General features: G+C 72.1%; 21 protein-coding genes and 1 riboswitch. Of the genes, 9 read left to right on the forward strand and 12 right to left on the reverse strand.

The window, feature by feature from the left end; genetic code table 11:
• Nucleotides 1-47: 47 nt before the first annotated feature.
• The gene (locus BMX74_RS29535) at nucleotides 48-695 is read left to right on the forward strand and encodes an O-methyltransferase (protein WP_091103941.1); all 648 of its coding nucleotides are present in this window, start codon (nucleotides 48-50) and stop codon (nucleotides 693-695) included.
• Between the two features lie 157 nt (nucleotides 696-852).
• Here BMX74_RS29535 and BMX74_RS29540 read toward each other — a convergent pair whose 3' ends face one another.
• The 3 genes from BMX74_RS29540 to BMX74_RS29550 form a co-directional block, all read right to left on the reverse strand.
• Nucleotides 853-1,950 (reverse strand): branched-chain amino acid aminotransferase, encoded by a 1,098-nt coding sequence (locus BMX74_RS29540; RefSeq protein ID WP_055505167.1) that lies wholly within the window; start codon nucleotides 1,948-1,950, stop codon nucleotides 853-855.
• 169 nt (nucleotides 1,951-2,119) lie between these two features.
• A complete protein-coding gene (locus tag BMX74_RS29545) occupies nucleotides 2,120-3,166 on the reverse strand; it encodes a 3-isopropylmalate dehydrogenase (protein ID WP_055505168.1) in 1,047 nt (348 codons plus the stop codon).
• Nucleotides 3,167-3,264: 98 nt separating this feature from the next.
• Nucleotides 3,265-3,415: riboswitch (cyclic di-AMP (ydaO/yuaA leader) on the forward strand.
• Nucleotides 3,382-3,597 (reverse strand): hypothetical protein, encoded by a 216-nt coding sequence (locus BMX74_RS29550; RefSeq protein ID WP_091103943.1) that lies wholly within the window; start codon nucleotides 3,595-3,597, stop codon nucleotides 3,382-3,384. It overlaps the preceding riboswitch by 34 nt.
• A gap of 73 nt (nucleotides 3,598-3,670) precedes the next feature.
• Between BMX74_RS29550 and BMX74_RS29555 the strand changes: the two genes are divergently transcribed.
• The gene (locus BMX74_RS29555; RefSeq protein WP_055505170.1) at nucleotides 3,671-4,075 is read left to right on the forward strand and encodes a C40 family peptidase; all 405 of its coding nucleotides are present in this window, start codon (nucleotides 3,671-3,673) and stop codon (nucleotides 4,073-4,075) included.
• 71 nt (nucleotides 4,076-4,146) lie between these two features.
• On the opposite strand, the gene BMX74_RS44400 is transcribed toward BMX74_RS29555, so the two are convergent.
• Entirely contained in the window at nucleotides 4,147-4,299 is a 153-nt protein-coding gene (locus tag BMX74_RS44400; RefSeq protein ID WP_176573387.1) for a hypothetical protein, read from the reverse strand.
• Nucleotides 4,300-4,639: 340 nt separating this feature from the next.
• On the reverse strand, nucleotides 4,640-6,229 hold the full coding sequence (gene serA, locus BMX74_RS29560) for a phosphoglycerate dehydrogenase (protein WP_055505171.1): 1,590 nt from the start codon (nucleotides 6,227-6,229) through the stop codon (nucleotides 4,640-4,642).
• 238 nt (nucleotides 6,230-6,467) lie between these two features.
• On the opposite strand from serA, the gene BMX74_RS29565 reads away from it, so the two are divergent.
• Nucleotides 6,468-7,319, forward strand: coding sequence for a hypothetical protein (locus BMX74_RS29565; RefSeq protein WP_055505172.1), 852 nt, complete (start codon nucleotides 6,468-6,470; stop codon nucleotides 7,317-7,319).
• Between the two features lie 157 nt (nucleotides 7,320-7,476).
• Here BMX74_RS29565 and BMX74_RS29570 read toward each other — a convergent pair whose 3' ends face one another.
• Genes BMX74_RS29570 through BMX74_RS29580 form a run of 3 tightly spaced genes read right to left on the reverse strand, consistent with a single transcriptional unit; the run spans nucleotide 7,477 to nucleotide 11,236 of the window.
• Entirely contained in the window at nucleotides 7,477-10,053 is a 2,577-nt protein-coding gene (locus tag BMX74_RS29570; RefSeq protein WP_091103944.1) for an FtsX-like permease family protein, read from the reverse strand.
• A complete protein-coding gene (locus BMX74_RS29575; protein ID WP_091103945.1) occupies nucleotides 10,050-10,730 on the reverse strand; it encodes an ABC transporter ATP-binding protein in 681 nt (226 codons plus the stop codon). The genes BMX74_RS29570 and BMX74_RS29575 overlap by 4 nt, the downstream gene beginning before the upstream one ends.
• Nucleotides 10,727-11,236 carry a helix-turn-helix transcriptional regulator gene (locus BMX74_RS29580; RefSeq protein WP_055505175.1) on the reverse strand — a complete coding sequence of 170 codons (510 nt, stop codon included), beginning with the start codon at nucleotides 11,234-11,236 and terminating at the stop codon, nucleotides 10,727-10,729. Before BMX74_RS29580 ends, BMX74_RS29575 begins: the two co-directional genes overlap by 4 nt.
• 89 nt (nucleotides 11,237-11,325) lie before the next feature.
• Here BMX74_RS29580 and BMX74_RS29585 point away from each other — a divergent pair, with 89 nt between their 5' ends.
• Both BMX74_RS29585 and dacB read left to right on the forward strand, forming a co-directional pair.
• Complete coding sequence (locus tag BMX74_RS29585; protein ID WP_055505176.1) at nucleotides 11,326-11,877, forward strand: DUF1707 and FHA domain-containing protein; 552 nt, start codon at nucleotides 11,326-11,328, stop codon at nucleotides 11,875-11,877.
• 125 nt (nucleotides 11,878-12,002) lie between these two features.
• Nucleotides 12,003-13,550: a D-alanyl-D-alanine carboxypeptidase/D-alanyl-D-alanine endopeptidase gene (gene dacB / locus BMX74_RS29590; protein ID WP_055505177.1), complete on the forward strand. Its 1,548-nt coding sequence runs from the start codon at nucleotides 12,003-12,005 to the stop codon at nucleotides 13,548-13,550.
• A gap of 55 nt (nucleotides 13,551-13,605) precedes the next feature.
• Here dacB and map read toward each other — a convergent pair whose 3' ends face one another.
• Nucleotides 13,606-14,373: a type I methionyl aminopeptidase gene (map, locus tag BMX74_RS29595; RefSeq protein ID WP_055505178.1), complete on the reverse strand. Its 768-nt coding sequence runs from the start codon at nucleotides 14,371-14,373 to the stop codon at nucleotides 13,606-13,608.
• 336 nt (nucleotides 14,374-14,709) lie between these two features.
• Between map and BMX74_RS29600 the strand changes: the two genes are divergently transcribed.
• The 4 genes from BMX74_RS29600 (at nucleotide 14,710) to BMX74_RS43345 (ending at nucleotide 19,551) form a co-directional block, all read left to right on the forward strand.
• Nucleotides 14,710-17,535, forward strand: coding sequence for a leucine-rich repeat domain-containing protein (locus BMX74_RS29600; RefSeq protein ID WP_091103947.1), 2,826 nt, complete (start codon nucleotides 14,710-14,712; stop codon nucleotides 17,533-17,535).
• A gap of 110 nt (nucleotides 17,536-17,645) precedes the next feature.
• Nucleotides 17,646-18,731 carry an MDR family NADP-dependent oxidoreductase gene (locus BMX74_RS29605; RefSeq protein WP_091103949.1) on the forward strand — a complete coding sequence of 362 codons (1,086 nt, stop codon included), beginning with the start codon at nucleotides 17,646-17,648 and terminating at the stop codon, nucleotides 18,729-18,731.
• Between the two features lie 26 nt (nucleotides 18,732-18,757).
• Complete coding sequence (locus BMX74_RS43340) at nucleotides 18,758-19,171, forward strand: MerR family transcriptional regulator (RefSeq protein WP_143078807.1); 414 nt, start codon at nucleotides 18,758-18,760, stop codon at nucleotides 19,169-19,171.
• 35 nt (nucleotides 19,172-19,206) lie between these two features.
• The gene (locus tag BMX74_RS43345; RefSeq protein WP_063792168.1) at nucleotides 19,207-19,551 is read left to right on the forward strand and encodes a hypothetical protein; all 345 of its coding nucleotides are present in this window, start codon (nucleotides 19,207-19,209) and stop codon (nucleotides 19,549-19,551) included.
• A 95-nt stretch (nucleotides 19,552-19,646) separates the two neighbouring features.
• Here the strand turns inward: BMX74_RS43345 and ilvC are convergent, their stop codons facing one another.
• The 3 genes from ilvC to BMX74_RS29625 form a co-directional block, all read right to left on the reverse strand.
• The gene (gene ilvC, locus BMX74_RS29615; protein ID WP_055505455.1) at nucleotides 19,647-20,630 is read right to left on the reverse strand and encodes a ketol-acid reductoisomerase; all 984 of its coding nucleotides are present in this window, start codon (nucleotides 20,628-20,630) and stop codon (nucleotides 19,647-19,649) included.
• A 23-nt stretch (nucleotides 20,631-20,653) separates the two neighbouring features.
• Complete coding sequence (ilvN, locus tag BMX74_RS29620; RefSeq protein WP_055505181.1) at nucleotides 20,654-21,178, reverse strand: acetolactate synthase small subunit; 525 nt, start codon at nucleotides 21,176-21,178, stop codon at nucleotides 20,654-20,656.
• Nucleotides 21,175-22,526 (reverse strand): thiamine pyrophosphate-dependent enzyme (locus BMX74_RS29625; protein ID WP_091103970.1); only part of this gene is annotated, 1,352 nt, incomplete at its 5' end. The genes ilvN and BMX74_RS29625, both read right to left, overlap by 4 nt.

Below are 22,526 nucleotides of genomic sequence, written 5' to 3' on the forward strand. Positions count from 1 at the left end.
CTCAAACGATCGTCGATCGCGCAGACCTTACCCGACACAATGACCCCATGAAGGCACACCTCCTCGACCAGGCAGTGGCGCGCTACATCCTCGACCACTCCACCGCGCCCGACCCGCTGCTCGACGACCTCGCCAGGGAGACGGCCGAGACGACGGGCAGCAGCGCGGGCATGCAGATCTCGGCCGACCAGGGCCGCTTCCTCACCATGATCACGCAGCTCACCGCGCCGTCCGTCGCGGTGGAGGTCGGGACGTTCACCGGCTACTCGTCGCTGTGCATCGCCCGCGGTCTGACCGGCGGCCACCTGTACTGCTTCGACGTGAGCGAGGAGTGGACGTCCATCGCCCGCCGCCACTGGGAGAAGGCCGGGGTGGCGCACCGCGTCACGCTCACGCTGGGCCCGGCCGTCGAGACGCTCGCCGCCTTCGACCAGCGGATCGACCTGGCCTTCCTCGACGCGGACAAGCCGAACTACCCGGCGTACTACGAGCTGCTCATGGACCGCCTGCGGCCCGGCGGGCTGCTCATGGTGGACAACACGCTGTGGAGGGGCCGCGTGGCCGACCCGTCCGACCACGACGCCGCCACGGTGGTGATGCGCGAGTTCAACGACCTCGTACGGGAGGACCCTCGCGTGACCCTCGTGATCCTGCCGATCGCCGACGGCCTCACCATGGTGCGCAAGAACCCCTGATCGACACGCTCGCGGACATGGTTTCGGGCACGGTCGCGGCGCGTGGCGCGCGGCGCGGCGCGGACGGTGGCGCCGGCCGGCGATCCGTTAAGGCCGCCCCTCGCTTGGGGCCGTGCGCTCGGCATCGCCGGCCTGGCGGGCCGTTGAGAAGGAGCCGTCAGAGGATCTTGTGGATCCAGTTGCGGGTGTCGGGGCGGGCGCCGTACTGGATGCCGACCAGTTCCTCACGCACCCGCATGGTGACGGGGCCGGGGGTGCCGTCGGCGACGGTCCAGGAGCGGTCCTCGCCCTTCACGGAGCCGACGGGGGTCACGACGGCGGCGGTGCCGCAGGCGAACACCTCGGTCAGCTCGCCGGAGGCGCAGCCCTCCTGCCACTCCTCCACCGAGACGAGCCGCTCCTCGGTCTCCAGGCCGAGGTCGCCGGCCAGCTCCAGGATCGACTCGCGGGTGATGCCGGGCAGGAGCGTGCCGGTCAGCTCGGGGGTGACGAGCTTGTTGCCGAACACGAAGAACAGGTTCATCCCGCCCATCTCCTCGACGTACTCGTGCTCGTGGGCGTCGAGCCAGACCACCTGGTCGCAGCCGTTCTCGACGGCCTGGCGCTGGGCGAGGAAGGCCGCGGCGTAGTTGCCGCCGCACTTGGCGAAGCCGGTGCCGCCGGGCGCGGCCCGGGTGTACTCGGTGGACAGCCAGACCGAGACCGGCTTGATGCCGCCGGTGAAGTACGACGCCGCCGGCGAGGCGATGACCATGTACTTGTAGGTCTTGGAGGGGTAGTTCACGCCCAGGCCCACCTGCGTGGCGATCATGAAGGGGCGCAGGTACAGGCTGTGGCCCTCGGTGGTCGGCACCCACTCCTTGTCGGCCTCGACGAGGAGTTCGAGCGACTCGACGAAGGCGTCCTCGGGCAGCTCCGGCATGGCCATGCGGGCGGCGGAGCGGTTGAAGCGGGCCGCGTTGGCGTGCGGGCGGAAGGCGACGATCGAGCCGCCGACCTGGCGGTAGGCCTTCAGCCCCTCGAACAGCTCCTGGGCGTAGTGGAAGACCGACGTGGCGGGGTCGAGCGACAGCGGACCGTACGGCATCAGCCTCGCGTCGTGCCAGCCGCTGCCCTCGGTGTAGTCGATCATGATCATGTGATCGGTGAAGGTCTGCCCGAAGCCCGGGTTCGCCAGTACCTGCTCCCGCTCGGCCGCGGTGCGAGCGTGGTCGTTGTGCTGCACGTCGAAGCTGAGCTTCTGAGCGCTGGTCATGACGGAGGTCCTTCTCTCTGCGAATCTGTACTGCCGAGGGCAGTCCGTACTTCCTATTGTCTCGCTATATGGGATGGCAAGCCCCTGTTGGGGGGTTTCGTTCCAGCGCACGAAAAAAGCGCCTGGTGGCCCTCGTCGGACCGCCAGGCGCTCTCCGGGCTGGGCGGCCCTAGCCGGATACTCGCGCGGTGATGTCGTCGCCGATCTCGTGGGTGGTGCGGCCCGCCCAGCCGGTCAGGCGCTCCAGGATGTCGTCGGCGACGGCCTGCTCGACCCTGGCCGCCTGCTCGCGCAGGCCCAGGTGGTCGAGGAGCATGGCGACCGACAGGATCGTCGCCGTCGGGTCGGCCTTGCCCTGCCCCGCGATGTCGGGGGCGCTGCCGTGCACCGGCTCGAACATGCTCGGCGCCGTGCCCTCGGGGTTGATGTTGCCGCTCGCGGCCAGGCCGATGCCGCCCGCGATTGCGGCGCCGAGGTCGGTGATGATGTCGCCGAACAGGTTGTCGGTGACGACGACGTCGAAGCGCTCGGGCTGCGTCACGAAGAACATCGACGCGGCGTCGATGTGGCAGTAGTCGGTGGCGACCTCGGGGTACTCCTCGGCCACGCGGTCGACCGTGCGCTGCCACAGGTCGCCGGCGAAGGTGAGGACGTTCGTCTTGTGGACGAGCGTGAGCTTCTTGCGCGGGCGCGACCTGGCCTTCTCGAACGCGTAACGCACCACGCGCTCCACGCCGTGGGCCGTGTTCAGCGACTCCTGGGTGGCGATCTCGTGCTTCGTGCCGCGCCGCATGACGCCGCCGGTGCCGGCGTACAGGCCCTCGGTGCCCTCGCGGACGACGATCATGTCGATGTCCTCGGACGGCGTGTCGGCCAGCGGCGTCTCCACGCCGGGGAACAGCTTGACCGGGCGCAGGTTGACGTAGTGGTCGAACTCGAAACGCAGGCGCAGCAGCAGGTCGCGCTCCAGGATGCCCGGCGGCACGCTGGGATCGCCCACCGCGCCGAGCAGGATCGCGTCGTAGCCGCGCAGCTCTTCGAGCACGGCGTCGGGCAGCGTCTCGCCGGTGCGGTGGTAACGGGCGGCGCCCAGGTCGTAGTGGGTGGGCTCGATCTTCGTGCCGACCGCTTCGAGGACCTTCAGCCCCTCGGCCACGACCTCGGTGCCGATGCCGTCGCCAGGGATGACGGCCAGACGGATGTTACGCGACTCCATGGGCGTACCTTACCGCTCGTCTCGACTGCCGAACACACAGTCTCATGTCTTGGACATCCCGTTTTGCACAGTTTGCGGGGTTTTGACCGTTTCGTTAGAGTCCCGACCAGCCTAATCCGCGCAGCCGCTCTGCGCGGAGCCGGGGACCCACCGACCCCCTTGGGGCGAATCGGCGCGCCGCGCGTGTCGTAGGGCTGCTTCCAGGCCCGAGCCCGTCAGCTAACCCGGCCGGCCACGTGGAAGGACAGAGCCCTGTCTCGCTTCGCTTTCCTCCTGGCGGCGTGCGCCGCCACGCTCACCGTCGCCGGCCCGGCCCACGCCGCGGCCCCCACCACCGCCTCGAACACCTCCGCCACCGGCTCGTCCTCCGGCACGGGCCACACCTCCGCCTCCACCTCCACCTCGATCGACGCGGAGTCCGTCACCCTCACGGGCGCCGACGTCAAACGCGCGCAGGTCGAACGCCTGCCCACCCCCGCGTGGAAGACCGCCCTCGCCTTCGCGATGAGCAAGCGCGGCATCCCGTACGTCTGGGGCGGCACCACCGACCGGGGCTACGACTGCTCCGGCCTGACGCTCAAGGCGTACGCGGCGGCCGGGATCGAACTCCCCAGAACCGCCGAGGAGCAGTACAACGCCTTCACCAGGAAGATCGCCTGGGACGACCTCAAACCCGGTGACCTGGTCTTCTTCCACGGCCTCGGCCACGTCGGGATGATCTCCCGGCCCGGCTACATGGTCCACGCCCCGCACACGGGCGACGTGGTGAAGGAGGAGCAGTTGTCGGCGTGGCGCAAGGACAGCTTCGTCGGCGCCGTACGCCCCGACCGGAAGGGGGTCGAGCGCTGGGCCCAGATCCAGAAGCAGCGCCGCGCGCCCGCCCCCGCCATGCCCACCGCGACCCTCTAGGCCGCGTTCAGGACGGACGGCGTGAGGCAGGTCACGCCGCCCTCCGCCGGCCCCCCACGCCCGGCGACGGTTCAGCCCAGCTGCTGCGGAACCCCGCCGTTGTCCCTGCGGTCCAGGGCGGTCTGCAGCGCCTCCGCGGCCTCGTCACGGTCACCCTCGGCACGGTGCGCGACAGGGCGGTCGGGGCGGTGGTCGGCACGGTGGAACGCGTACATCTCGTACATGGCTCGTCTCTTTCGCGAGTGGTCGTCCTGGGGACGTCGGACCCCGGTCGCGAATCCGACCGGGCCTGTGACTCGGGAGCCCGGATCGCGGGCCCCGGAGGGGATAGGGGCTTACCGGCCGACGCGTACGCCGCTCACCGCGGCGGGTGGTCGACCTGCCCTAACAGGCCCCGCCGCGGCAGGTAATGAGTACGAGAACCTGGCGCATGTCTCTTTCACAGTACCCGGCGGTCCGGGAGCTGTCTCGTTGGACGTCCTACCATCTCGTATGCCGAGACAACGAAAGCGGCCGCCGCCCAGGGAGCCGGGCGGCGGCCGCGCGTTCGCACGAGCCGGAGCGTCAGTCCTCCAGGTCGACCGTGCGGCTGCTCTCCGCGCCGATCTCGGCGCCGATCTGCTCGGCCACGTCGGCCGTGATCGCCGAGTCGACGGTCAGCGCGATGAGCGCCTTGCCGCCCTTGACGTCACGGGACACCTGCATCGACGCGATGTTGATGCCGGCCTCGCCGAGCAGGCGGCCCACCACGCCGACCACGCCGGGACGGTCGGTGTAGGCGAAGAACGCGAGGTGCGCGGTCGGCTCGATCTCCATCTCGTAGCCGTTCACCTCGACGATCTTGGTGATCTGCCGCGGGCCGGAGAGCGTGCCGGACACCGAGACCTGGCGGCCGTCGGCGAGGACGCCGCGCACGGTGACGAGGTTGCGCCAGTCGGGGCTCTCGGAGCTGGTGACCAGCTCGACCGTCACGCCGCGGTCCTTGGCCAGCAGCGGCGCGTTGACGTAGGTGACCTGCTCCTCGATCACGTCGGTGAAGACGCCCTTGAGCGCGGCCAGCTCGATCACGCGGACGTCCTGGGCGGCGATCTCGCCGCGGACCTCGACGTCGAGCTTGGTGGCGACCTCGCCCGCCAGCGCCGTGAAGACGCGGCCCAGCTTCTCGGCCAGCGGCAGGCCCGGCTTGACGTCCTCGGCCACCGCGCCGCCCTGGACGTTCACCGCGTCGGGCACGAACTCGCCCGCGAGGGCCAGCTTGACGCTGCGCGCCACCTGGGTGCCGGCCTTCTCCTGGGCCTCGTGCGTGGAGGCGCCCAGGTGCGGGGTGACGACGACCTGGTCGAGCTCGAACAGCGGGCTGTCGGTGCACGGCTCCTTGGCGAACACGTCGAGGCCGGCGCCCGCCACGCGCCCCTCCTTGATCGCCGAGTAGAGCGCGCCCTCGTCGACGATGCCGCCGCGCGCGACGTTGACGATGCGCACGCTGGGCTTGACCTCGTGCAGCTCCTTGTCGCCGATGAGGCCGAGGGTCTCCTTGGACTTCGGCAGGTGCACCGTGATGAAGTCGGACTGCTTGAGGACGTCCTCCAGCGGCAGCAGCTTGACGCCCATCTGCGCGGCGCGGGCCGGCGGCAGGTACGGGTCGTAGGCGATCAGCTCGACGCCGAACGGCTGCAGCCGCTGCGCCACGAGCTGGCCGATCTTGCCCAGGCCGAGGATGCCGACGATCTTGCCGTCGAGCTCGACGCCGGTGTACTTCGACCGCTTCCACTCGCCGTTCTTCAGCGCGGCGTGCGCCTGGGCGGTGTTGCGCGCGCTGGCCAGGATCAGGGCGACGGTCTGCTCGGCGGCGCTGGTGATGTTGGAGGTCGGCGCGTTGACGACCATGACGCCGGCCTTGGTGGCCGCCTCGACGTCGACGTTGTCCAGGCCGACACCGGCGCGGGCGACCACGCGCAGCTTCGGCGCGGCGGCGATGGCCTCCGCGTCGACCTGCGTGGCGGAGCGGACGATCAGCGCGTCCACGTCCGCGAGCGCGGGCAGCAGCTGGGAACGGTCGGCGCCGTCGGTGTGGCGGACCTCGAAATCGGCTCCGAGCACGGCCAGGCCGGCCTCGGACAGCTCCTCTGCGACCAGTACGACGGGCTTGTTCACAGGTGTGGATCCTTCGGGCGTGCGGCGGGCTGGAGAGACACTGCGGCGGGTCTCTCGCGGTCCCACAGAGTCTATCCGCGCTTGTGAACGCGTTCACGAGCCACCCACGATGTGAGACGAGCGCAGCCCTACCCAGGACTCGGAAAACTCATCCCGTCTTCGCCCATCTTTGTCTTGATCGGGAGATTTATTGGCCATTAGCCTGATAAGCCGTGGCCAACTACCTATGGTTCGTCATATGAGCATCGGGAATCCTGCGCTTGCCGACGTGCTCGCTCAGCATGGCACCCCGCGCCGCCTGCTGGCAGCTCTCGCCGACGGTGGAGTCCTGGTGGCAGTACGACCAGACCGATCGGTCGTCCTCGGGACGACCCAGGCCGGTGACCGGGTCCTGCTCGGTTACACCAGTTCTGCGACGTACGCCAGGCACCGCGGCGGTCATTCCCTCTCGGCGTGCGACGCCGACACCATCCTGGACATCCAGCGCGTCACCGGCGTCCGGGAAATCGTGATCGACGCGGCCGGCCCCGCTGCGGCGGCCGTGCCCATCGACGACCTCCAACGCTTCCTCACCTCCACCAGGACCGGGCCCATGCCGGTGTTGTCGGGCGCCGTCCCCGCCGCGTACGCGACCGGCGCCATGGCCACCGTCTCCAAGCAGCCGGCGCTGACGCCGCTCGCCCAGCCCCAGGACGCCCCGGCGGTGCCGTGGGTGCCCGCGCCCCGGCCGCACCTGTCAGGGCCGATGCAGCAGGTGGACCCCGGCTACCGGCGGTGCGCGCACCCGATACTGCCCGCGCTGCGGCGCGCCATCGCGCAACTGCTCGTGGACTTCCCGCTCGTGCACCACGTCTGGATCTCCGAGGCCCGCACCGCCTCCGGCGTCCCCGGCATCATGCTGCACGTCAAGGTGCACATGTCCGCCGCCGAGGACGTCGTACGCGACCTGCACCGGCTGGTGCGCGCCCGGCTGCCCCAGTTCGCGGCGAGCGGCGCCCCGATCCTCATGGCACGGGTGGCCGACGGCCGCAGCGAACGCCGCATGATCGAGATCGGCGCCCACGTCGTCTGCGCCGACGTCCAGGACTGAGGCCCGAACGCCGGAAGGCGCGCCGCCCCGGCCACAGGCCATGGACGGCGCGCCCCCGGCGCCCCGGCCCCGCACGCCGGAGCCGCGGCACCGCGCGACCTCGGCGCCCCGACCCGCACGACGGAGCCGGGGCGCCCCTCGGGGTTTCCGCGCGTCCTCAGGTGACGCGGCGGGCGAGCACCAGGCGGGTACGGGCGCACAGCCCCGCCAGCAGCGCGGCCAGCGCCGGCACCCCGACGACCAGCGCGGCCAGGTACAGCCACGGCACCGAGCCGCTGACGAACACGACGTCGAACCCGGACAGGCCCGTCCACCGCGTCGTCCCGCCCGTGGGCCAGCTCAGCGCGAGCCCCACGAGCAGGCCCCCTGGCAGGCCGGTGAGCGCGCCGAGTCCCGCCACGTAGCCCGCCTGGGATGCCACCACCAGCCTGCGGGTCAGCGGCCGGCCTCCGACGGCCGACAGGGTGTCGAGGTCGCGGCGCATGTCCGCGACGGCCAGCCCGGTGGCGGCGAACGTGCCGCCCAGCACCACGACCACGGCCAGCGCGAGCGCCGCCGACAGCGTGAGGAGCAACTCCTGTTCGTGGTTCGTCGTCGCGTGGAGGGACACCTTCTCGCTCAGCGCGTACATGGCGCCCGTGAGCTGACGCTCGGTCCGGTCGGCGAACAGGCGCCGCTCGGCCGTCCGTATCCCGGCCGCCGTCACTGCCGAGGCGGGCAGCACTCCGCCGCCCTGCGAGGGATCGCCGGCGGTGGCGAGCACGGCGGGCACGGTGAACCGGGCGGCCGCCTCGCCCCCCGTGGACCGCCAGGCCGACACCTCGACCTTGTCGCCACGCATCAGGCGGGGGTCGAACACCACGGCCTTGCCGGAAGCCAGCGCGGCCGCCGCCACGGGATCGCGCCGCCCCTGCAAGAAGGCGAGCAGGCGGTCGTCACCTGCGGGCAGGTCTCTGATGGTGACGGGGCACTTCCCACACCCCTTGGGCACCTGCTGGACGGTCAGCCGCAGCTCCCGCCCCTTGGCGTCGAGGGCGAGCGGGCCTGGCACCAGCGCCGCCCCAGGCATCAGGCGCTCCGCCTCCGCCTTCACCTTGGCCCACGTCCCGTCGTCGGTGCCCGGCGCGCTGATCCACAGGGTTCCCGGAGGGGTCTCGCCCGGATACTGGAGCATGCGGACGGCGTGCGAGCTGCTGTAGCCGATGCCGATCGCGACCGCGCCCATCGTGGCCGCCATGACCGCCGCCACGGCGGACGCCGTACGCGTACGGTGCCGCCCCGCGTCGCGTACGGACAGGCGCAGCGGCAGCGGCAGCCGCGCGGCCCACCGCCCCGTGATCTGCACCAGCCACGGCATCAGCGCGACCAGCCCGAAGACCAGTGGGATCGAGGACGCCACGACCGACAGCCGGATCGACGCCACCGTGGCCGCGACGTCGCCCTTCCACGCCGCCAGGGCCACGGCGCCGAGCCCGAGCACTGCCAGCACGAGGCCGGGCAGCGGGCGGGCCGGGCGTCCGCGGGCCTCGGCGGACCGTCCGGCCAGTACCTGGACCGGGTCCTGGCGGGCCGCCGACACGGCCGGGACGAGTGCCGCGGCGAGCGCGCTGACCAGGCCGAGGAGCGCCACGCCGAGCACCTGCGGCCAGGGAACCTCCGGAGGGCCGCTCTGCCAGTCCAGCGTCCGCGCCGCGATCGACTCGGCGAGCAGGCCCACGCCGATGCCGCCCGCCGTGCCGAGCGCAGCCGCGACGCCGCCCAGCAGCAGGCCGTCGGCCAGCACCACCAGGCGCAGGTGCGCGGCCGAGCCGCCCTGGGCCGCGATCAGCGCCAGTTCCCTGCCGCGCCGCCGCAGCCCGACCGCGAACGCGGGCCCGGCGAGCAGGGCCGTCTCGGTCACGATCAGCACCGCGCCGACGGCCGCCCAGCTCGCCCCTTCGTCGAAACTCAGGCCGTAGCCGTAGTCGGGCCTCGGCTCGTCCTCGATCACGGCACGCGAGGCCACGAGGAGCCCCTGCCGGTTGAGCCTGGCGACGTCCGCCAGGCTGAGCGGGGCGGGCGTCTCGGCCAGCCAGCCGACGCCGCTCTCCTCGCCGTCCTCCTCCAGGGTGGCGCCCGGCAGCGCCGCGACCTCCCGTATGCCGGGCCGGGTGGGGTGCTCCATCACGCCCACCACCCGCGCGGGCGCGTCCCGCCTGGTGACGCCGATCGTGCCGCCGACCCGTACGCCGGCGTCCACGAGCGCGGGCGTGACGGCCACCTCGCCAGGGGCGGCCGGGAAGCGGCCCTCGACCAGGCGGCGCACGCCTCGGGCCAGCGGGTCGCGCAGGTCGAGCAGCAGCGAGTCGGCCCAGTCGTGGCCCTCGGGCAGCAGCACGGAGACCGTGCCCATGTCGTACGGGATCAGCCGGCCCTTGACCAGCGCGGCGACGTCGCCGGGCGGCCACGGCTGCATCGCGAGGGGTTCGGCGTCCTTCTCGATGGCGCTGTTGCCGGCGAAGTCCTGTTCGAGAACCTTGCCCTTGGGAAAGGTGACGATCCGCGCGTCGGCCACCTCGCCGAGCCTGGACGTCAGCTGCTCCCGCATCGTGACCTCGGTCGTCGCGTTGAGGGTGAAGAGCGCGGTGACGGCCAGCACCGGCAGGCCCACCATGATCATGATGAGCGCGCTGCGGCCCTTGGCACGCAGCATGTCCCTCCAGGACAGGCGCAGCGCGGCGCGCACCGCGCTCATCGGGCGCTCTCCATCCGCACCTCCGACGCTTCGGCCACGAGGCCGTCGCGCAGGTAGACGACCCGGTCGGCCCAGGCGGCGTAGCGGGGCTCGTGGGTGACGAGCAGCACCGCCGCCCCGTCGTCGCAGCGGGCGCGCAGCACGCGCAGGATCTCGTCGCCGGTCACCGTGTCCAGGGCGCCGGTGGGCTCGTCGGCGAGCAGCAGCGACCGCTCCCCCACCAGCGCCCTGGCGATGGCGACCCGCTGGCGCTGGCCGCCCGACAGTTCGTCGGGGAAGCGGTCGGCCGCCTGGTCGGCGCCGACCGAGGCGAGCGCGGCCAGCGCCTCCTCCCTCGCCCGTCCCGTCCGGACGCCGTCGAGCTCCCGCGGGAGCATGACGTTCTCGGCGGCGGTCAGCGACGGGATGAGGTTGAGGTCCTGGAAGACGTAGCCGACCTTGGTGCGGCGTAACGCGGCGAGGTCCTTGACCCCGGCCAGGTCGGCGCCCCCGACGGTCACCGTGCCCGACGTCGGCCTGTCGAGGCCGCCCGCGATGTTGAGCAGCGTCGACTTGCCGGACCCGGACGGGCCCATGACGGCGACCAGCTCGCCCTTCGAGACGTCCAGGCTCACTCCTCGCAGGGCACGGACGGAGCCGTGGTCGCGGGTGATGTCCCGCAGGCTCACCACAGTCATGCGTTCTTCTCCTTCAGCACGGCCTCGCAGTGGTCCAGCCAGCGCTGTTCCGCCTCGGCCTGGAAGATCATGGAATCGAGGACGAGCCGCTCGCCGAGGTCGCCCGCGTCGCGTTTGGCCCTGGTGAGCTTCTGCAGGGCACGCATCGTGGCCATGCGCTGGGCCAGGATGACGCCGGCGACGTCCACGTCGGCGGCGGCGATGGCCATGGCGAGCTTGATGACCAGCTCGTCCCTGGGCCGGTCGGCCTGGGCGACGGGGGTGGCGAACCACCGCTCCAGCTCGCGCCGTCCGGCGTCGGTGATCGTGTAGACCGCGCGCCCCTGGTCGTCGGCGCCCCCCGGCGCCACCAGGCCGTCGCGTTCCAGGCGGGAGAGCGTCGTGTACACCTGGCCGATGTTCAACGGCCAGGTGGCCCCGGTCGACGCCTCGAACTCCACCCGCAACTGGTAGCCGTAGCGCGGTCCTCTGCTCAGCAGGGCCAGCAGCCCATGCCTGATCGACATGGTTACTGAGTATGCATACCGAGTATGCTCTCGGCAAGTGATCCCCGTATTTCTGGACAGCGCCCGGCGTGGAGTCGGATACTCGGGGGATGAGCTCGACGCATCCGCCGTTTCGCGCATCAGATGGGGAACGCGATCGTGCGATCGACGAGCTCAAGAACCGCGCCGTCGAGGGTCGGCTGTCGCACGACACGTTCGTGGGCCGCGTCGATCAGGCACTGCGCGCCCGCAGCCAGCACGAGCTCGACGAGCTGGTGGCCGACCTGCCCAGGCGGCCGACGCTCCGCCAGCGGCTGACCGACGCCGTCTCGTCGGTCTCCGAGTTCACCACCAGGCTCCAGTCGGCCTGGCGCAAGCCGCGCCTGCCCCGCCTGGCCCTGCCCGACGACGACCGCGCCCGCTACGTGGTCGGCCGCGGCTCCGCCTGCGACCTCGTGCTGGCCGACCTCACCGTGTCGCGCGTGCACGCCGAGCTGCGCCGCGAGCCCGACGGCGGCTGGACGCTGGTCGATCTCGGCTCGCTCAACGGCACGCGGCTCAACGGCTGGCGGCTCGTCGGCCCCGCCCGCGTCCGGTCGGGCGACGAGGTGTCGTTCGGCGACTGCGGCTTCCTGGTGACGTCCGGTCCCTCCTCGCTCTGATCCCACCAGAGCCATCGGGACCCCTCACAGATACCAAATCTCCGATAAATACGGAGATTTGCGGATTACAGGGTGGCCGTGGTGATCCATGCTCGCAGGCGATCCCTCAGCCCTTTGGAGACCCCATGCGGCGCACCTCAGCCAGCCTCGTCGCGGGCGCGCTCGTCGCGGCCCTCGCGTGGACGTCAGGACCCTCCTCCCCCGCCAACGCCCTCGACCCCGCCGCCGGCGTGGCCGACCTCGGCCAGGACATCAACAAGATCCTCAGCGACTCGCGGCTCACCGTCGCGAGGGCGGGCGTCGTCGTCAAGAGCGCCTCGACCGGCGAGGAGCTCTACTCCACCGACGCCGGCAAGCTCATGACCCCCGCGTCCAACACCAAGCTGTTCACCTCCGCCGCGGCGGTGGAGACGCTCGGGCTCGACCACCGCTTCACCACCGGCGTCCTCGCCTCCGGCCGCAGGGCCGGCTCCGCCCTCGCCGGCGACCTGGTGCTGCGCGGCACCGGCGACCCCACCATGCTGGCCGAGGACTACGACGCGCTCGCCGCCGAGGTCGCCGCGGCGGGCGTCAAGGTCGTGACGGGCAGGCTCGTCGCCGACGACACCTGGTTCGACGGGCAGCGCCTCGGCAACGACTGGTCCTGGGACGACGAGACCGCCTACTACGCCGCGCCCATCTCCGCGCTGACCGCCTCCCCCGACCGCGACTACGACGCGGGCTCCGTCATCGTGTCGGTGTCGGCCGCCGACGGCCAGGTCAAGGTCACGACCACGCCCGAGACCGACTACCTGAAGATCGTCAACAAGGCGACCGTCGGCTCGGAGACCGACGTGCTCATCGAGCGTCAGCACGGCAGCAGGACCGTCGTCATCACCGGCACGGTCGCCGACCCGTACCAGGAGTGGGTGGCGGTCGACGACCCCGCCGCCTACGCCGCGTCGCTGTTCCGCGCCGCCCTCACCAAGCACGGCGTCAAGGTGCTCGGGCGCACCGTCGCCGGGGCCGCGCCCGAGGGCGCCGCCGTGCTGGCCGAGCACCGGTCGATGACGCTGGGCGAGCTGCTCGTGCCGTTCATGAAGCTGAGCAACAACATCCACGCCGAGATCCTCACCAAGGCCATGGGACGCAAGGTCGCCGGCCAGGGCACCTGGTCCGCCGGGCTCAAGGTCGCCACCGACTTCGCCAAGGCCAACGGCGTCCAGGTGATCAACATGCGTGACGGCTCAGGGCTCTCCCGCCGCGACGGCTTCTCGCCCGGCTCCATCGCGCAGCTCCTCACCGCCGTCCGCGCCAAGCCCTGGTTCAAGACGTGGTACGACTCCCTGCCCGTCGCCGGCAACGCCGACCGGTTCGTCGGCGGCACGCTGCGCAGCCGCATGCGCAACACGCCCGCCGCGAACAACGTCCACGCCAAGACCGGCTCGCTCACCGGCGTCACGTCGCTGTCGGGCTACGTCACCAGCGCCGACGGTGAGCCGCTGGTCTTCTCGATCATGCTGAACCAGTACCTGTCCGGCTCCCCCAAGGACATCGAGGACAAGATCGCGGTCAGGCTGGCGCAGTTCTCCCGCGCCAACCCGGTGGACGCCGCCACCGCCGAGCTGCGCTCCGCCCAGGACCCGTCCGCCGGGGACCTGGAGTGCTCGTGGCTCAAGCCCGCCCAGTGCTGACCCCGGCCCCCTGACAGGACCGGCGGCGGGCGGCTCCGGGAGCCGTCCGCCCCGGTCAGGGCAGCGTGAGGATCACCGGGCCGTCCTGGGTCACGGCCACCGTGTGCTCGACGTGCGCGCTTCTGCTGCCGTCGGCCGTCACCACCGTCCAGCCGTCGTCCGCCATGCGGTAGTCGTCGGAGCCGCCCGCGATCAGGCTCGGCTCGATCGCGATCACCAGGCCGGGCAGCAGCCGCAGCCCGCGCCCGGGACGGCCCTCGTTCGGCACGAACGGCGACTCGTGCATCTCCCGGCCGATGCCGTGACCGGCGAAGTCGTTCTGGACGCCGTACCCGGCGCCCCGGCCCACCAGGGACATCGCGTGGCCGATGTCGCCCATCCTGGCCCCGGGGACCGCGGCGGCGATGCCCGCCGCCAGCATCTCGTCGGCCGCCCTGACGAGCTTGAGATCGTCCTCGCGGGCGTGGCCCACGGTGAAGCTGACCGTGCCGTCGGCGTGCCAGCCGTCCAGGTGCGCCGCGCAGTCGACGCTGATCAGGTCGCCGTCGCGCAGCCGGTACGTCGTCGGCAGGCCGTGCAGCATGGCGCCGTTCACCGAGGTGCAGATCACCCCCGGGTACGGGGTGGCGCCGAACGACGGGTGGTAGCCGAGGAACGACGACTTCGCCTTCGCCTCCTCGATGACCGTCCTCGCCACCTGGTCCAGCTCGTGCAGCGTCACGCCTATGGCGGCGCGCTCCCGTACGGCGGCGTGCACGGCCGCGACGACCCGCCCCGCCTCCCGCATCGCGTCGATCTCTCCGGCGGTCTTCAGTTCGATCACAGCCAGCACCTTTCCAGCGCGCCTCGATAACTATACCGGTATTCTTATCACGCTTCCGGAGGTGCCGCGTCGGTCCTTCAGGAGGGAGAAGGGAGATCCCTCCGGAAGGCGCCGCGTCCGTCCTTCAGGAGGGAGAAGGGAGATCCCTCCAGAAGGCGCCGCGTCCGTCCTTCAGGAAGGGAGAGGGAGATCTCGGCGGAAGGCGCCGCGTTCGCTCACCGAGGACGAGGTAAACGGCAGGCGTGGCGTTCGCCAATGCGGCCTTCACCGGGGTCGCTTCCTGCGACGATGCTGTTCCCCACCGTGCCGGCCGAGACATGAACCCGGGGAGCCACGATGACCGAGGGGTACGCCACCGCGATCCGTCTCATCGAGGCGGCCAGGCGCGACGACGCCACCACGCTCGAACTCACCAACCTCGACCTGGAGAGCCTGCCGGAGACCCTGGCCGGGCTCACCGGCCTGACCACGCTCCACCTCGGCGGCAACCGGCTGACCAGGCTGCCCGACTGGCTGCGCCGCCTCACCGGGCTGACCAGGCTCTCCCTCTACGTCAACCAGCTCACCGCCCTGCCCGACTGGCTGGGCGACCTCACCGGCCTGACCCGGCTGTCGCTGGGCGGCAACCAGCTCAAGTCGCTGCCCGACTCGCTCGGCCGGCTCACCCGGCTGACCACGCTCTCCCTGTACGACAACCAGCTCACCACCCTGCCCGACTCGCTCGGCGACCTGGTGCACCTGACCAGCCTGTCCCTGAGCGGCAACCAGCTCAGCGCGCTGCCCGAGTCGCTGGGCGGCCTGGTCAACCTCGTCGAGCTCGACCTCGGCTTCAACCGGCTGCGCACGCTGCCCGAGTCGCTGGGCGCGCTGACCAGGCTGGAGACGTTCGTCCTCGAAGGCAACGACCTGGTCAGCCCGCCCAAGGAGATCTGCGCGTCCGGCACCGTGGCGGTGCTGGCGTTCCTGCGCGCGCTGGCGCGCGGCGGCGAGGAGCAGTGGTCGTCCAAGATGCTCGTGGTCGGCGAGGCCGCCGTCGGCAAGACCACCGTCACCAAGGCGCTGTGCGGCCTGGCGTACGACCCGAGCGAGCCGCAGACCCACGGCGTCCACGTCGATCCGCTCGATCTGCGCCACCCCGAGCACCCCGACGTCACCATGCGGCTCAACCTGTGGGACTTCGGCGGCCAGCTCGAGTACCGCGCCACCCAGCGCTTCTACCTCACCGACCGCTCGCTGTTCCTGCTGGTGTGGAACAGCAGGCGCGGCTGGCGGGTCGGCGGCCAGGTCGAGGAGTGGCTGCAGGCCATCACGAACGTCGCCCCGTCCTCCCCCGTCGTGATCGTCGCGACGCACTGCACGGAGTCGGTCGCCGACCTGGACGAGGCCGACCTGCGCCGCCGCTACCCCCGCATCACCAACATCCTGCGGGTGGACTGCCGGGACGGCACCGGCATCGCCGAGCTGCGCGAGGAGATCAGGCGCCGGGCGGCCGACCTGCCGCTGATGGGCCGCCGCTGGCCCGCCACCTGGGCGGGGGGCGCCCGCCGCCTGGCCGCCGAGCCCGGCCGCTACATCACCACCCATCGGGCCGAGCTCCTCATGGCCGAGGCCGGCATGGACGACCCCGTGGAGCGCAGGGCGCTGCTGAACGCGCTGCACGACCGCGGCCAGATCCTCCACTTCGCCAACGACCCCGAGCTGCGCTACACCGTCGTCCTGGAGCCGACCTGGGTCGACGCCCTGATCACCCGGGTGCTCGACAGCCAGGAGGTCGTGGACCGGGGCGGCCTGCTCAGCCGCGCCCACCGGGCCGAGCTCTGGCGCGACCTGGACGACCCCGGCCTGGGCGAGACGCTCACCGCCCTGATGGAGCGGTTCGACCTGGCGTACCGCACCGACGCGCCGGGCCAGGACGACGTGGCCCTCGTCGTCGAACGCCTGCCCGCGGGCGCCCCCGCCGAGCTGCCCGTCACCTGGCGGCAGGCGCTCGACGTGCCCGGCGCCACCGAGCTGCGCATCACGTACAAGCTGTCGTCGCGGCAGGCGGGCATCCCGTCCTGGTTCATCGCGAGGGAGCACCGGTTCACGACGGGTGTCGCGTGGGCGCGCGGCGTGCTCCTGCGCCACCACCACGGCCCCGGCCACGCGGCGATGGCGCTCCTGGAGGACGACGACCGCGCCCAGCCGACGATCCGGCTGACCGTGCGGGGCGTCGAACCGCACGCCTTCTACTCGATCCTGCACGAAGGGTTCACCGGCATCCTGGCCGAGCGCTACCCCGGCCTCGGGGTGCAGCAGCTCATCCCCTGCGTCTGCGACGGGCCGCCGGGGCCGCCCTGCTCGTACGAGTTCGACCACGCCGCCGCGCTGCGGGCCCTGGAGCGCGGCGTGGGGCTGCAGTGCCAGCAGTCGCTGAGCACCGTCGATCCGCGCACGCTGCTGCTCGGGCTGCGGCCCGTCCCGCTGGAGCGCACGCTCGCGGAGATCCAGCGGGACCTCGGGCAGCTCGCCGAGACGGCGGGACGCATCGAGGTGTCGCAGCTGCACGTCCTCGACACCGTCCGCGACCTGCTGCGCCACCGCGCCGAGCAGGGCGTGCGCTGCCCCAGCATCTTCACCGTGACGCGAACCGGGTTCCTGCGCTACGAGCTGCGCCTGTACTGCGAGCAGCCGGAGGCGCCGCACCCGCTGCCCGACGACGCCGGCGTGTACGAGCTGCGGCGCATCCCCGACTGGCTGCGCGCGTACGCCCCCTACCTGCGGCTGCTGCTGTCGGGGCTGCGGTTCGCGCTGCCTCTCGTCGGCCCCGCGCTGACCGGCCTGGCCGGGGTGGCGCTGTCGGCGGCCGACGAGGGGCGGCTGGAGCTGTCGTGCCGGCTGCTGGACCGGCTCGCCGGGCCGCCGCAGGACCAGACCGACGGGCTGCTCGACCCGGCGCACGCGAGCCGGCCGCGTACCAGCGCGGATTTCGCGCGGCTGCGGCAGGCGCTGCTGGCGCTCGACCCGTCGGGCGAGTGGGGCGGGCTGCGCGAGCGCGAGCTGCCGGAGAACCGGGGCGTGGCGTACCTGTGCCACCAGCACCGGGAGGCTCTGCGCTACCCGGCCCGCACCCCGCTGGAGCCGCCCGCCCCGCGCCGGGAGGGCGGCGGGCCGGGCGGCTGAGGCTTGCCTTTGACGTGCGCGTCAGGGGTTACGGTCGCCCGGCTCTCACGGGAGCCCCGGCGGCGCGCCGCCGCCGGGACCCGACGACGCCGACGCCGAGGAAACGCCCCATGTCGCACGAATCCCGCCCGCACGACTCCCGCCCGCACACCGCCCGCCCGCACGACTCCCGCCCGCACACCGCCCGGCCGGGCGTCTCCCGTGAGGTGCGGCTCGCCGCCGTGCCCGACGGGCTGCCGCGGCCCGAGCACTTCGAGGTCGCCGAGGCCCCGCTGCCCGAGCCCGCCCCCGGGCAGGCGCTGGTCCGCAACCGCTTCTTCCACGTCTTCGCCGCGCTGCGCACCCTGATCGGCGGCCTGCAGGGCGCGCCGCTCCCGCCGCTGCGGCCCGGCGACACTCTGATCGGCCCCGCCGTCGGCGAGGTGGTCTCCGCGCCGGACGGCGCCGCCCTGCGCCCCGGCGACCTGGTCCTCCACGGGCAGGGCTGGCGCGAGTACGCGGCCGTGCCGGTGGAGCGGTGCGTGCCGCTGGGCGACGCGCTGCCCGACCCGGCCGCCCACCTGTCGAAGGGCTGGATCGCGTACGCGGCGCTCGCGCTGAACGCCCGGGTCAGGCCCGGCGACACCGTCTTCGTGTCGGGCGGCGCCGGGGCCGTCGGGTCGATGGCCGGGCAGATCGCCCGGCTGCTCGGCGCCCGCAGGGTGGTCGGCGGCACCGGCTCACCGGAGAAGGCCGCCCGCATGCTGGACGAGCTCGGGTACGACGCGGTCGTGCTGCGCGGCGGCGCGCCTACGGCCGAGCAGCTCGCCGAGGCCGCCCCCGACGGCATCGACGTCCACCTGGACAACTCCGGCGGCGAGCAGCTGCGCGGCGCGCTCGCGGCGGCCCGGCCCGACGCGCGGTTCGTCCTGGTGGGGGCGCTGTCGGGGCAGCTCTCCGAGCGGGGCACGGGCGGCTCGGCCCCGGTGGAGCTGGACACGTACCAGCTGATCCTGAAGAGGGTCACGGTGCGCGGCCTCAGCGCGCCCGACGACCCGGAGGAGCAGGCGCGGTGGACCGAGCGGTTCGGCGGGTGGCTGCGCTCCGGCGAGATCGTCTTCCCCCACGTCCGCGTTCCCGGCATCGATCAGGCGCCGCGCGCGTTGCACGAGGTGTTCACGGGGCGGCACTTCGGCGCCGTCCTCGTGGAGGTGTGAGGACCGCCGTGGAGAGGTGAGACGGGATGCGGATCGGCGACGCGGCCGCCGCCGCGGGCACCACCCCGCGCGCGCTGCGCTTCTACGAGGAGCGGGGGCTGCTGACGCCGCCGTCGCGCACGGCGGCCGGGCAGCGCGAGTACGGGCCGCGCGAGGTGGCCCGCGTCCGCGTCATCAGGGAGCTGCTGTCGCTGGGGCTGACCGTCGAGGACGTCCGGCACGTCGCCGACCGCCTGGACCTCCTCGACGTGGATCTGCGGCCCCCGTCCGGGCCCGGGTGCGAGCGGGGCAGCGGCGTCGCGGAGCGCCGCGTCGCCGCGCTGGACGCGGAGATCGCCCGGCTGACGCGCCTACGCGACCGTCTCGCCTCCCTCGTCGCCCCGCCGCCGAAGGCCGTGCTGGACGCGGACTCAACAGGTTCTCAACACGCCCGGTCCTAACGTCCTCCCATACCGACCGACAAGGGGAGGAACCCATGAGGACCATCACGAGGATCGGCACGGCGGTCGCGGCGGGCGCCATCGCACTCGGCGCCCTCGGCGCGGCCCCCGCGCAGGCCGACGGCCAGGCCACCACGGGCGCTCAGACCACCGCGGCGGCTTCGGCGGCGCTCGGCGGCTGCGCCGCCGTCAAGCACTGGACGGGCCGGGTGACCCAGAGCGTCAGGGTGACGAACAACTGCAGCTACACCATCTCGTTCCAGGTCAAGCGGCGCGGCCCGGACCCGAGGTGCACCGTGCTCGCCCCGCACCGCTCCGCCACCGCGCAGTGGAGCCGCTGGGGCGCCCAGTGGCAGGGCATCCGCTGGAACTGCGCCTGACCCGTCACCGCACGGGGGCGGAGACGGCGAAGCCCGCCCGGGGTGACCCCGGGCGGGCTTCCCGCACGACCGACCGGCCTCGGAGCGGCCAGGGCTCAGCCCTTGAGCCAGCTCATCATCGGGCGCAGCGTGGCGCCCGTCTTCTCGATCGGGTTCTCGGCCAGCTCCTCGCGGTAGCGGCTGAACTCCTTCTGGCCGCCGTCGAACTCGGCGACGAGCTCCCTGGCGAAGGTGCCGTCCTGGATCTCACCCAGGATGCGGCGCATCTCCTTCCTGGTCTCGTCGGTGATGACGCGCGGGCCGCGCGTGTAGCCGCCGTACTCGGCGGTGTCGGACACCGACCAGTACATCTTGGAGATGCCGCCCTCGTACATGAGGTCGACGATCAGCTTCATCTCGTGCAGGCACTCGAAGTAGGCGACCTCAGGCTGGTAGCCGGCCTCGATCAGGGTCTCGAAGCCCGCCTTGATCAGCTCGGACACGCCGCCGCACAGCACGGCCTGCTCGCCGAACAGGTCGGTCTCGGTCTCCTCGGTGAAGGTGGTGCGCAGCGCGCCGGCGCGGGTGCCGCCGATGCCCTTCGCGTACGACAGGGCGAGGTCGAGCGCCCGGCCGGAGGCGTCCTTCTCGACGGCGACGAGACACGGCACGCCGCGGCCGGCCTCGAACTGGCGGCGGACCAGGTGGCCCGGACCCTTCGGGGCGACCATGCAGACGTCGACGCCCTCGGGCGCCTCGATGAGGCCGTAGCGGATGTTCAGGCCGTGGCCGAAGAACAGGGCGTCGCCCTCGACGAGGTTCGGGGCGACGTGCTCGGCGTACAGGTGGCGCTGGATGTGGTCCGGCGCGAGGATCATCGTGAGGTCGGCCTCCTCGACCGCCTCGGACGGCGTGAGCACCCGAAGGCCGTCGTTCTCGGCCTTCTCGCGGCTCTTGGACCCCTCGGGCAGGCCGACGCGGACGTCGACACCCGAGTCACGCAGGGAGAGCGCGTGGGCGTGGCCCTGGCTGCCGTACCCCAGCACGGCCACGTGGCGTCCCTGGATGATCGACAGGTCGGCCTGGTCGTCGTAGTAGATCTCGGTCACTTGCTCAAAACCTTTCAGGCGGTACGGTCCAGTGCCCTGAGGGACCGGTCGGTGATGGAACGGGCGCCGCGGCCGATGGCCACCATGCCCGACTGGACGAGTTCTTTGATCCCGAACGGCTCGAGGACCTTCACGAAGGCCTCCAGCTTGTCGGGGGTGCCGGTGACCTCGATGGTCACGGCGTCGGACGCGACGTCCACGCAGCGGGCGCGGAAGAGCTGCACGAGTTCGAGGACGTGGCTGCGGTTGTCCGCGTCGGCCTTGACCTTGATCAGCATCAGCTCCCGCTGCACGGACTGCGACGGGTCGAGCTCCACGATCTTCAGGATGTTCACCAGCTTGTTGAGCTGCTTGGTCACCTGCTCCAGCGGGAGCTCCTCGACGCTGACGACGATCGTCATGCGGGAGATGTCGTCGTGCTCGGTGGGCCCGACGGCCAGCGAGTCGATGTTGAACCCACGCCGGCTGAACAGCGAGGACACCCGCGCCAGCACACCCGGCTTGTTCTCCACGAGCACCGACAGCGTGTGTCTGCTCATTCCTCGTTCTCCCACTTCGGCGCCATGTCACGGGCGATCTTGATGTCGTCGTTGCTGGTGCCTGCCGCGACCATGGGCCAGACCATGGCGTCCTCGTGGACGACGAAGTCGACCACGACGGGCACGTCGTTGATCTCCATGGCCTTCCTGATGGTCGCGTCCACGTCCTCGGGACGCTCGCACCGCAGGCCAACACAACCATAGGCGTCCGCGAGCTTCACGAAGTCCGGGATGCGGCGCGCCGTCTGCAGGTTGGTGTTGGAGTACCGCTGGTCGTAGAAGAGCGTCTGCCACTGCCTGACCATGCCGAGGTTGCCGTTGTTGATGACGGCGACCTTGATCGGCACGCCCTCCAGGGCGCAGGTGGCGAGTTCCTGGTTGGTCATCTGGAAGCAGCCGTCGCCGTCGATGGCCCACACGATCGCGTCGGGCCGGCCCATCTTGGCGCCCATCGCGGCCGGGACGGCGAAGCCCATCGTGCCGGCGCCGCCGGAGTTGATGAACGTGCCCGGGTTCTCGTACGACACGAACTGCGACGCCCACATCTGGTGCTGACCGACCCCGGCCACGTAGTACGCGTCGGGCCCGGCGATGGCGCTGAGCCGCTCCATGACGTACTGCGGGGCGAGGGAGCCGTCCTCGAAGGTGTCGTACCCGAGCGGGTACGTCTCCTTGTAGCCGTTGAGGAGGGTCCACCACTCGGTGTAGTCGCCCTTCTCGCCCGACGCCTCGACGGCGGCGATGAGGTCGGCGAGGACCTCCTTGCAGTCGCCCACGATCGGCACGTCGGCGTGGCGGTTCTTGGAGATCTCCGCCGGGTCGATGTCGGCGTGGACGACCTTCGCGTGCGGCGCGAAGGACGAAAGCTCGCCGGTGACCCGGTCGTCGAAGCGCACGCCCAGGCCGATGAGCAGGTCGGACTTCTGCAGCGCGCCGACCGCGGACACGCTGCCGTGCATGCCCGGCATGCCCATGTGCTGCGGGTGGCTGTCGGGGAACGTGCCACGCGCCATCAGCGTCGTCACGACCGGGATGCCGGTCAGCTCGGCCAGGCGCAGCAGCTCCGCCGACGCGCGCGCCTTGTGGACGCCGCCGCCGACGTACAGCACCGGCCGCTTCGCCTCGGCGATCAGCTTGGCCGCCTCGCGGATCTGCTTCGAATGCGGCTTGGTCACCGGCCGGTAGCCGGGCAGCTGCATCGTCGGCGGCCAGCTGAAGTCCGTCTCGGCCTGCAGGGCGTCCTTGGAGATGTCCACCAGCACCGGCCCGGGACGGCCCGTCGAGGCGATGTGGAACGCCTCGGCGATGGTCCGGGCGATGTCGGCGGGGTCGGTCACCAGGAAGTTGT

The sequence above is a fragment of the Nonomuraea pusilla genome (genome assembly GCF_900109355.1).
In the GTDB taxonomy this organism is placed as follows: Bacteria; Actinomycetota; Actinomycetes; order Streptosporangiales; family Streptosporangiaceae; genus Nonomuraea; species Nonomuraea pusilla.

Coding starts and splice junctions, on each gene's coding strand:
- BMX74_RS29575 (WP_091103945.1), bottom strand. CDS start 10,730: ATGACTGTGGTGAGCCTGCGGGACATCACCCGCGACCACGGCTCCGTC.
- ilvN (WP_055505181.1), bottom strand. CDS start 21,178: ATGAGCAGACACACGCTGTCGGTGCTCGTGGAGAACAAGCCGGGTGTG.
- BMX74_RS29535 (WP_091103941.1), top strand. CDS start 48: ATGAAGGCACACCTCCTCGACCAGGCAGTGGCGCGCTACATCCTCGAC.
- BMX74_RS29605 (WP_091103949.1), top strand. CDS start 17,646: ATGTCGCACGAATCCCGCCCGCACGACTCCCGCCCGCACACCGCCCGC.
- BMX74_RS29565 (WP_055505172.1), top strand. CDS start 6,468: ATGAGCATCGGGAATCCTGCGCTTGCCGACGTGCTCGCTCAGCATGGC.
- BMX74_RS29555 (WP_055505170.1), top strand. CDS start 3,671: ATGAGCAAGCGCGGCATCCCGTACGTCTGGGGCGGCACCACCGACCGG.
- BMX74_RS29540 (WP_055505167.1), bottom strand. CDS start 1,950: ATGACCAGCGCTCAGAAGCTCAGCTTCGACGTGCAGCACAACGACCAC.
- BMX74_RS29580 (WP_055505175.1), bottom strand. CDS start 11,236: ATGTCGATCAGGCATGGGCTGCTGGCCCTGCTGAGCAGAGGACCGCGC.
- BMX74_RS29570 (WP_091103944.1), bottom strand. CDS start 10,053: ATGAGCGCGGTGCGCGCCGCGCTGCGCCTGTCCTGGAGGGACATGCTG.
- BMX74_RS43340 (WP_143078807.1), top strand. CDS start 18,758: ATGCGGATCGGCGACGCGGCCGCCGCCGCGGGCACCACCCCGCGCGCG.
- BMX74_RS29585 (WP_055505176.1), top strand. CDS start 11,326: ATGAGCTCGACGCATCCGCCGTTTCGCGCATCAGATGGGGAACGCGAT.
- BMX74_RS44400 (WP_176573387.1), bottom strand. CDS start 4,299: ATGTACGAGATGTACGCGTTCCACCGTGCCGACCACCGCCCCGACCGC.
- BMX74_RS43345 (WP_063792168.1), top strand. CDS start 19,207: ATGAGGACCATCACGAGGATCGGCACGGCGGTCGCGGCGGGCGCCATC.
- BMX74_RS29600 (WP_091103947.1), top strand. CDS start 14,710: ATGACCGAGGGGTACGCCACCGCGATCCGTCTCATCGAGGCGGCCAGG.
- dacB (WP_055505177.1), top strand. CDS start 12,003: ATGCGGCGCACCTCAGCCAGCCTCGTCGCGGGCGCGCTCGTCGCGGCC.
- BMX74_RS29545 (WP_055505168.1), bottom strand. CDS start 3,166: ATGGAGTCGCGTAACATCCGTCTGGCCGTCATCCCTGGCGACGGCATC.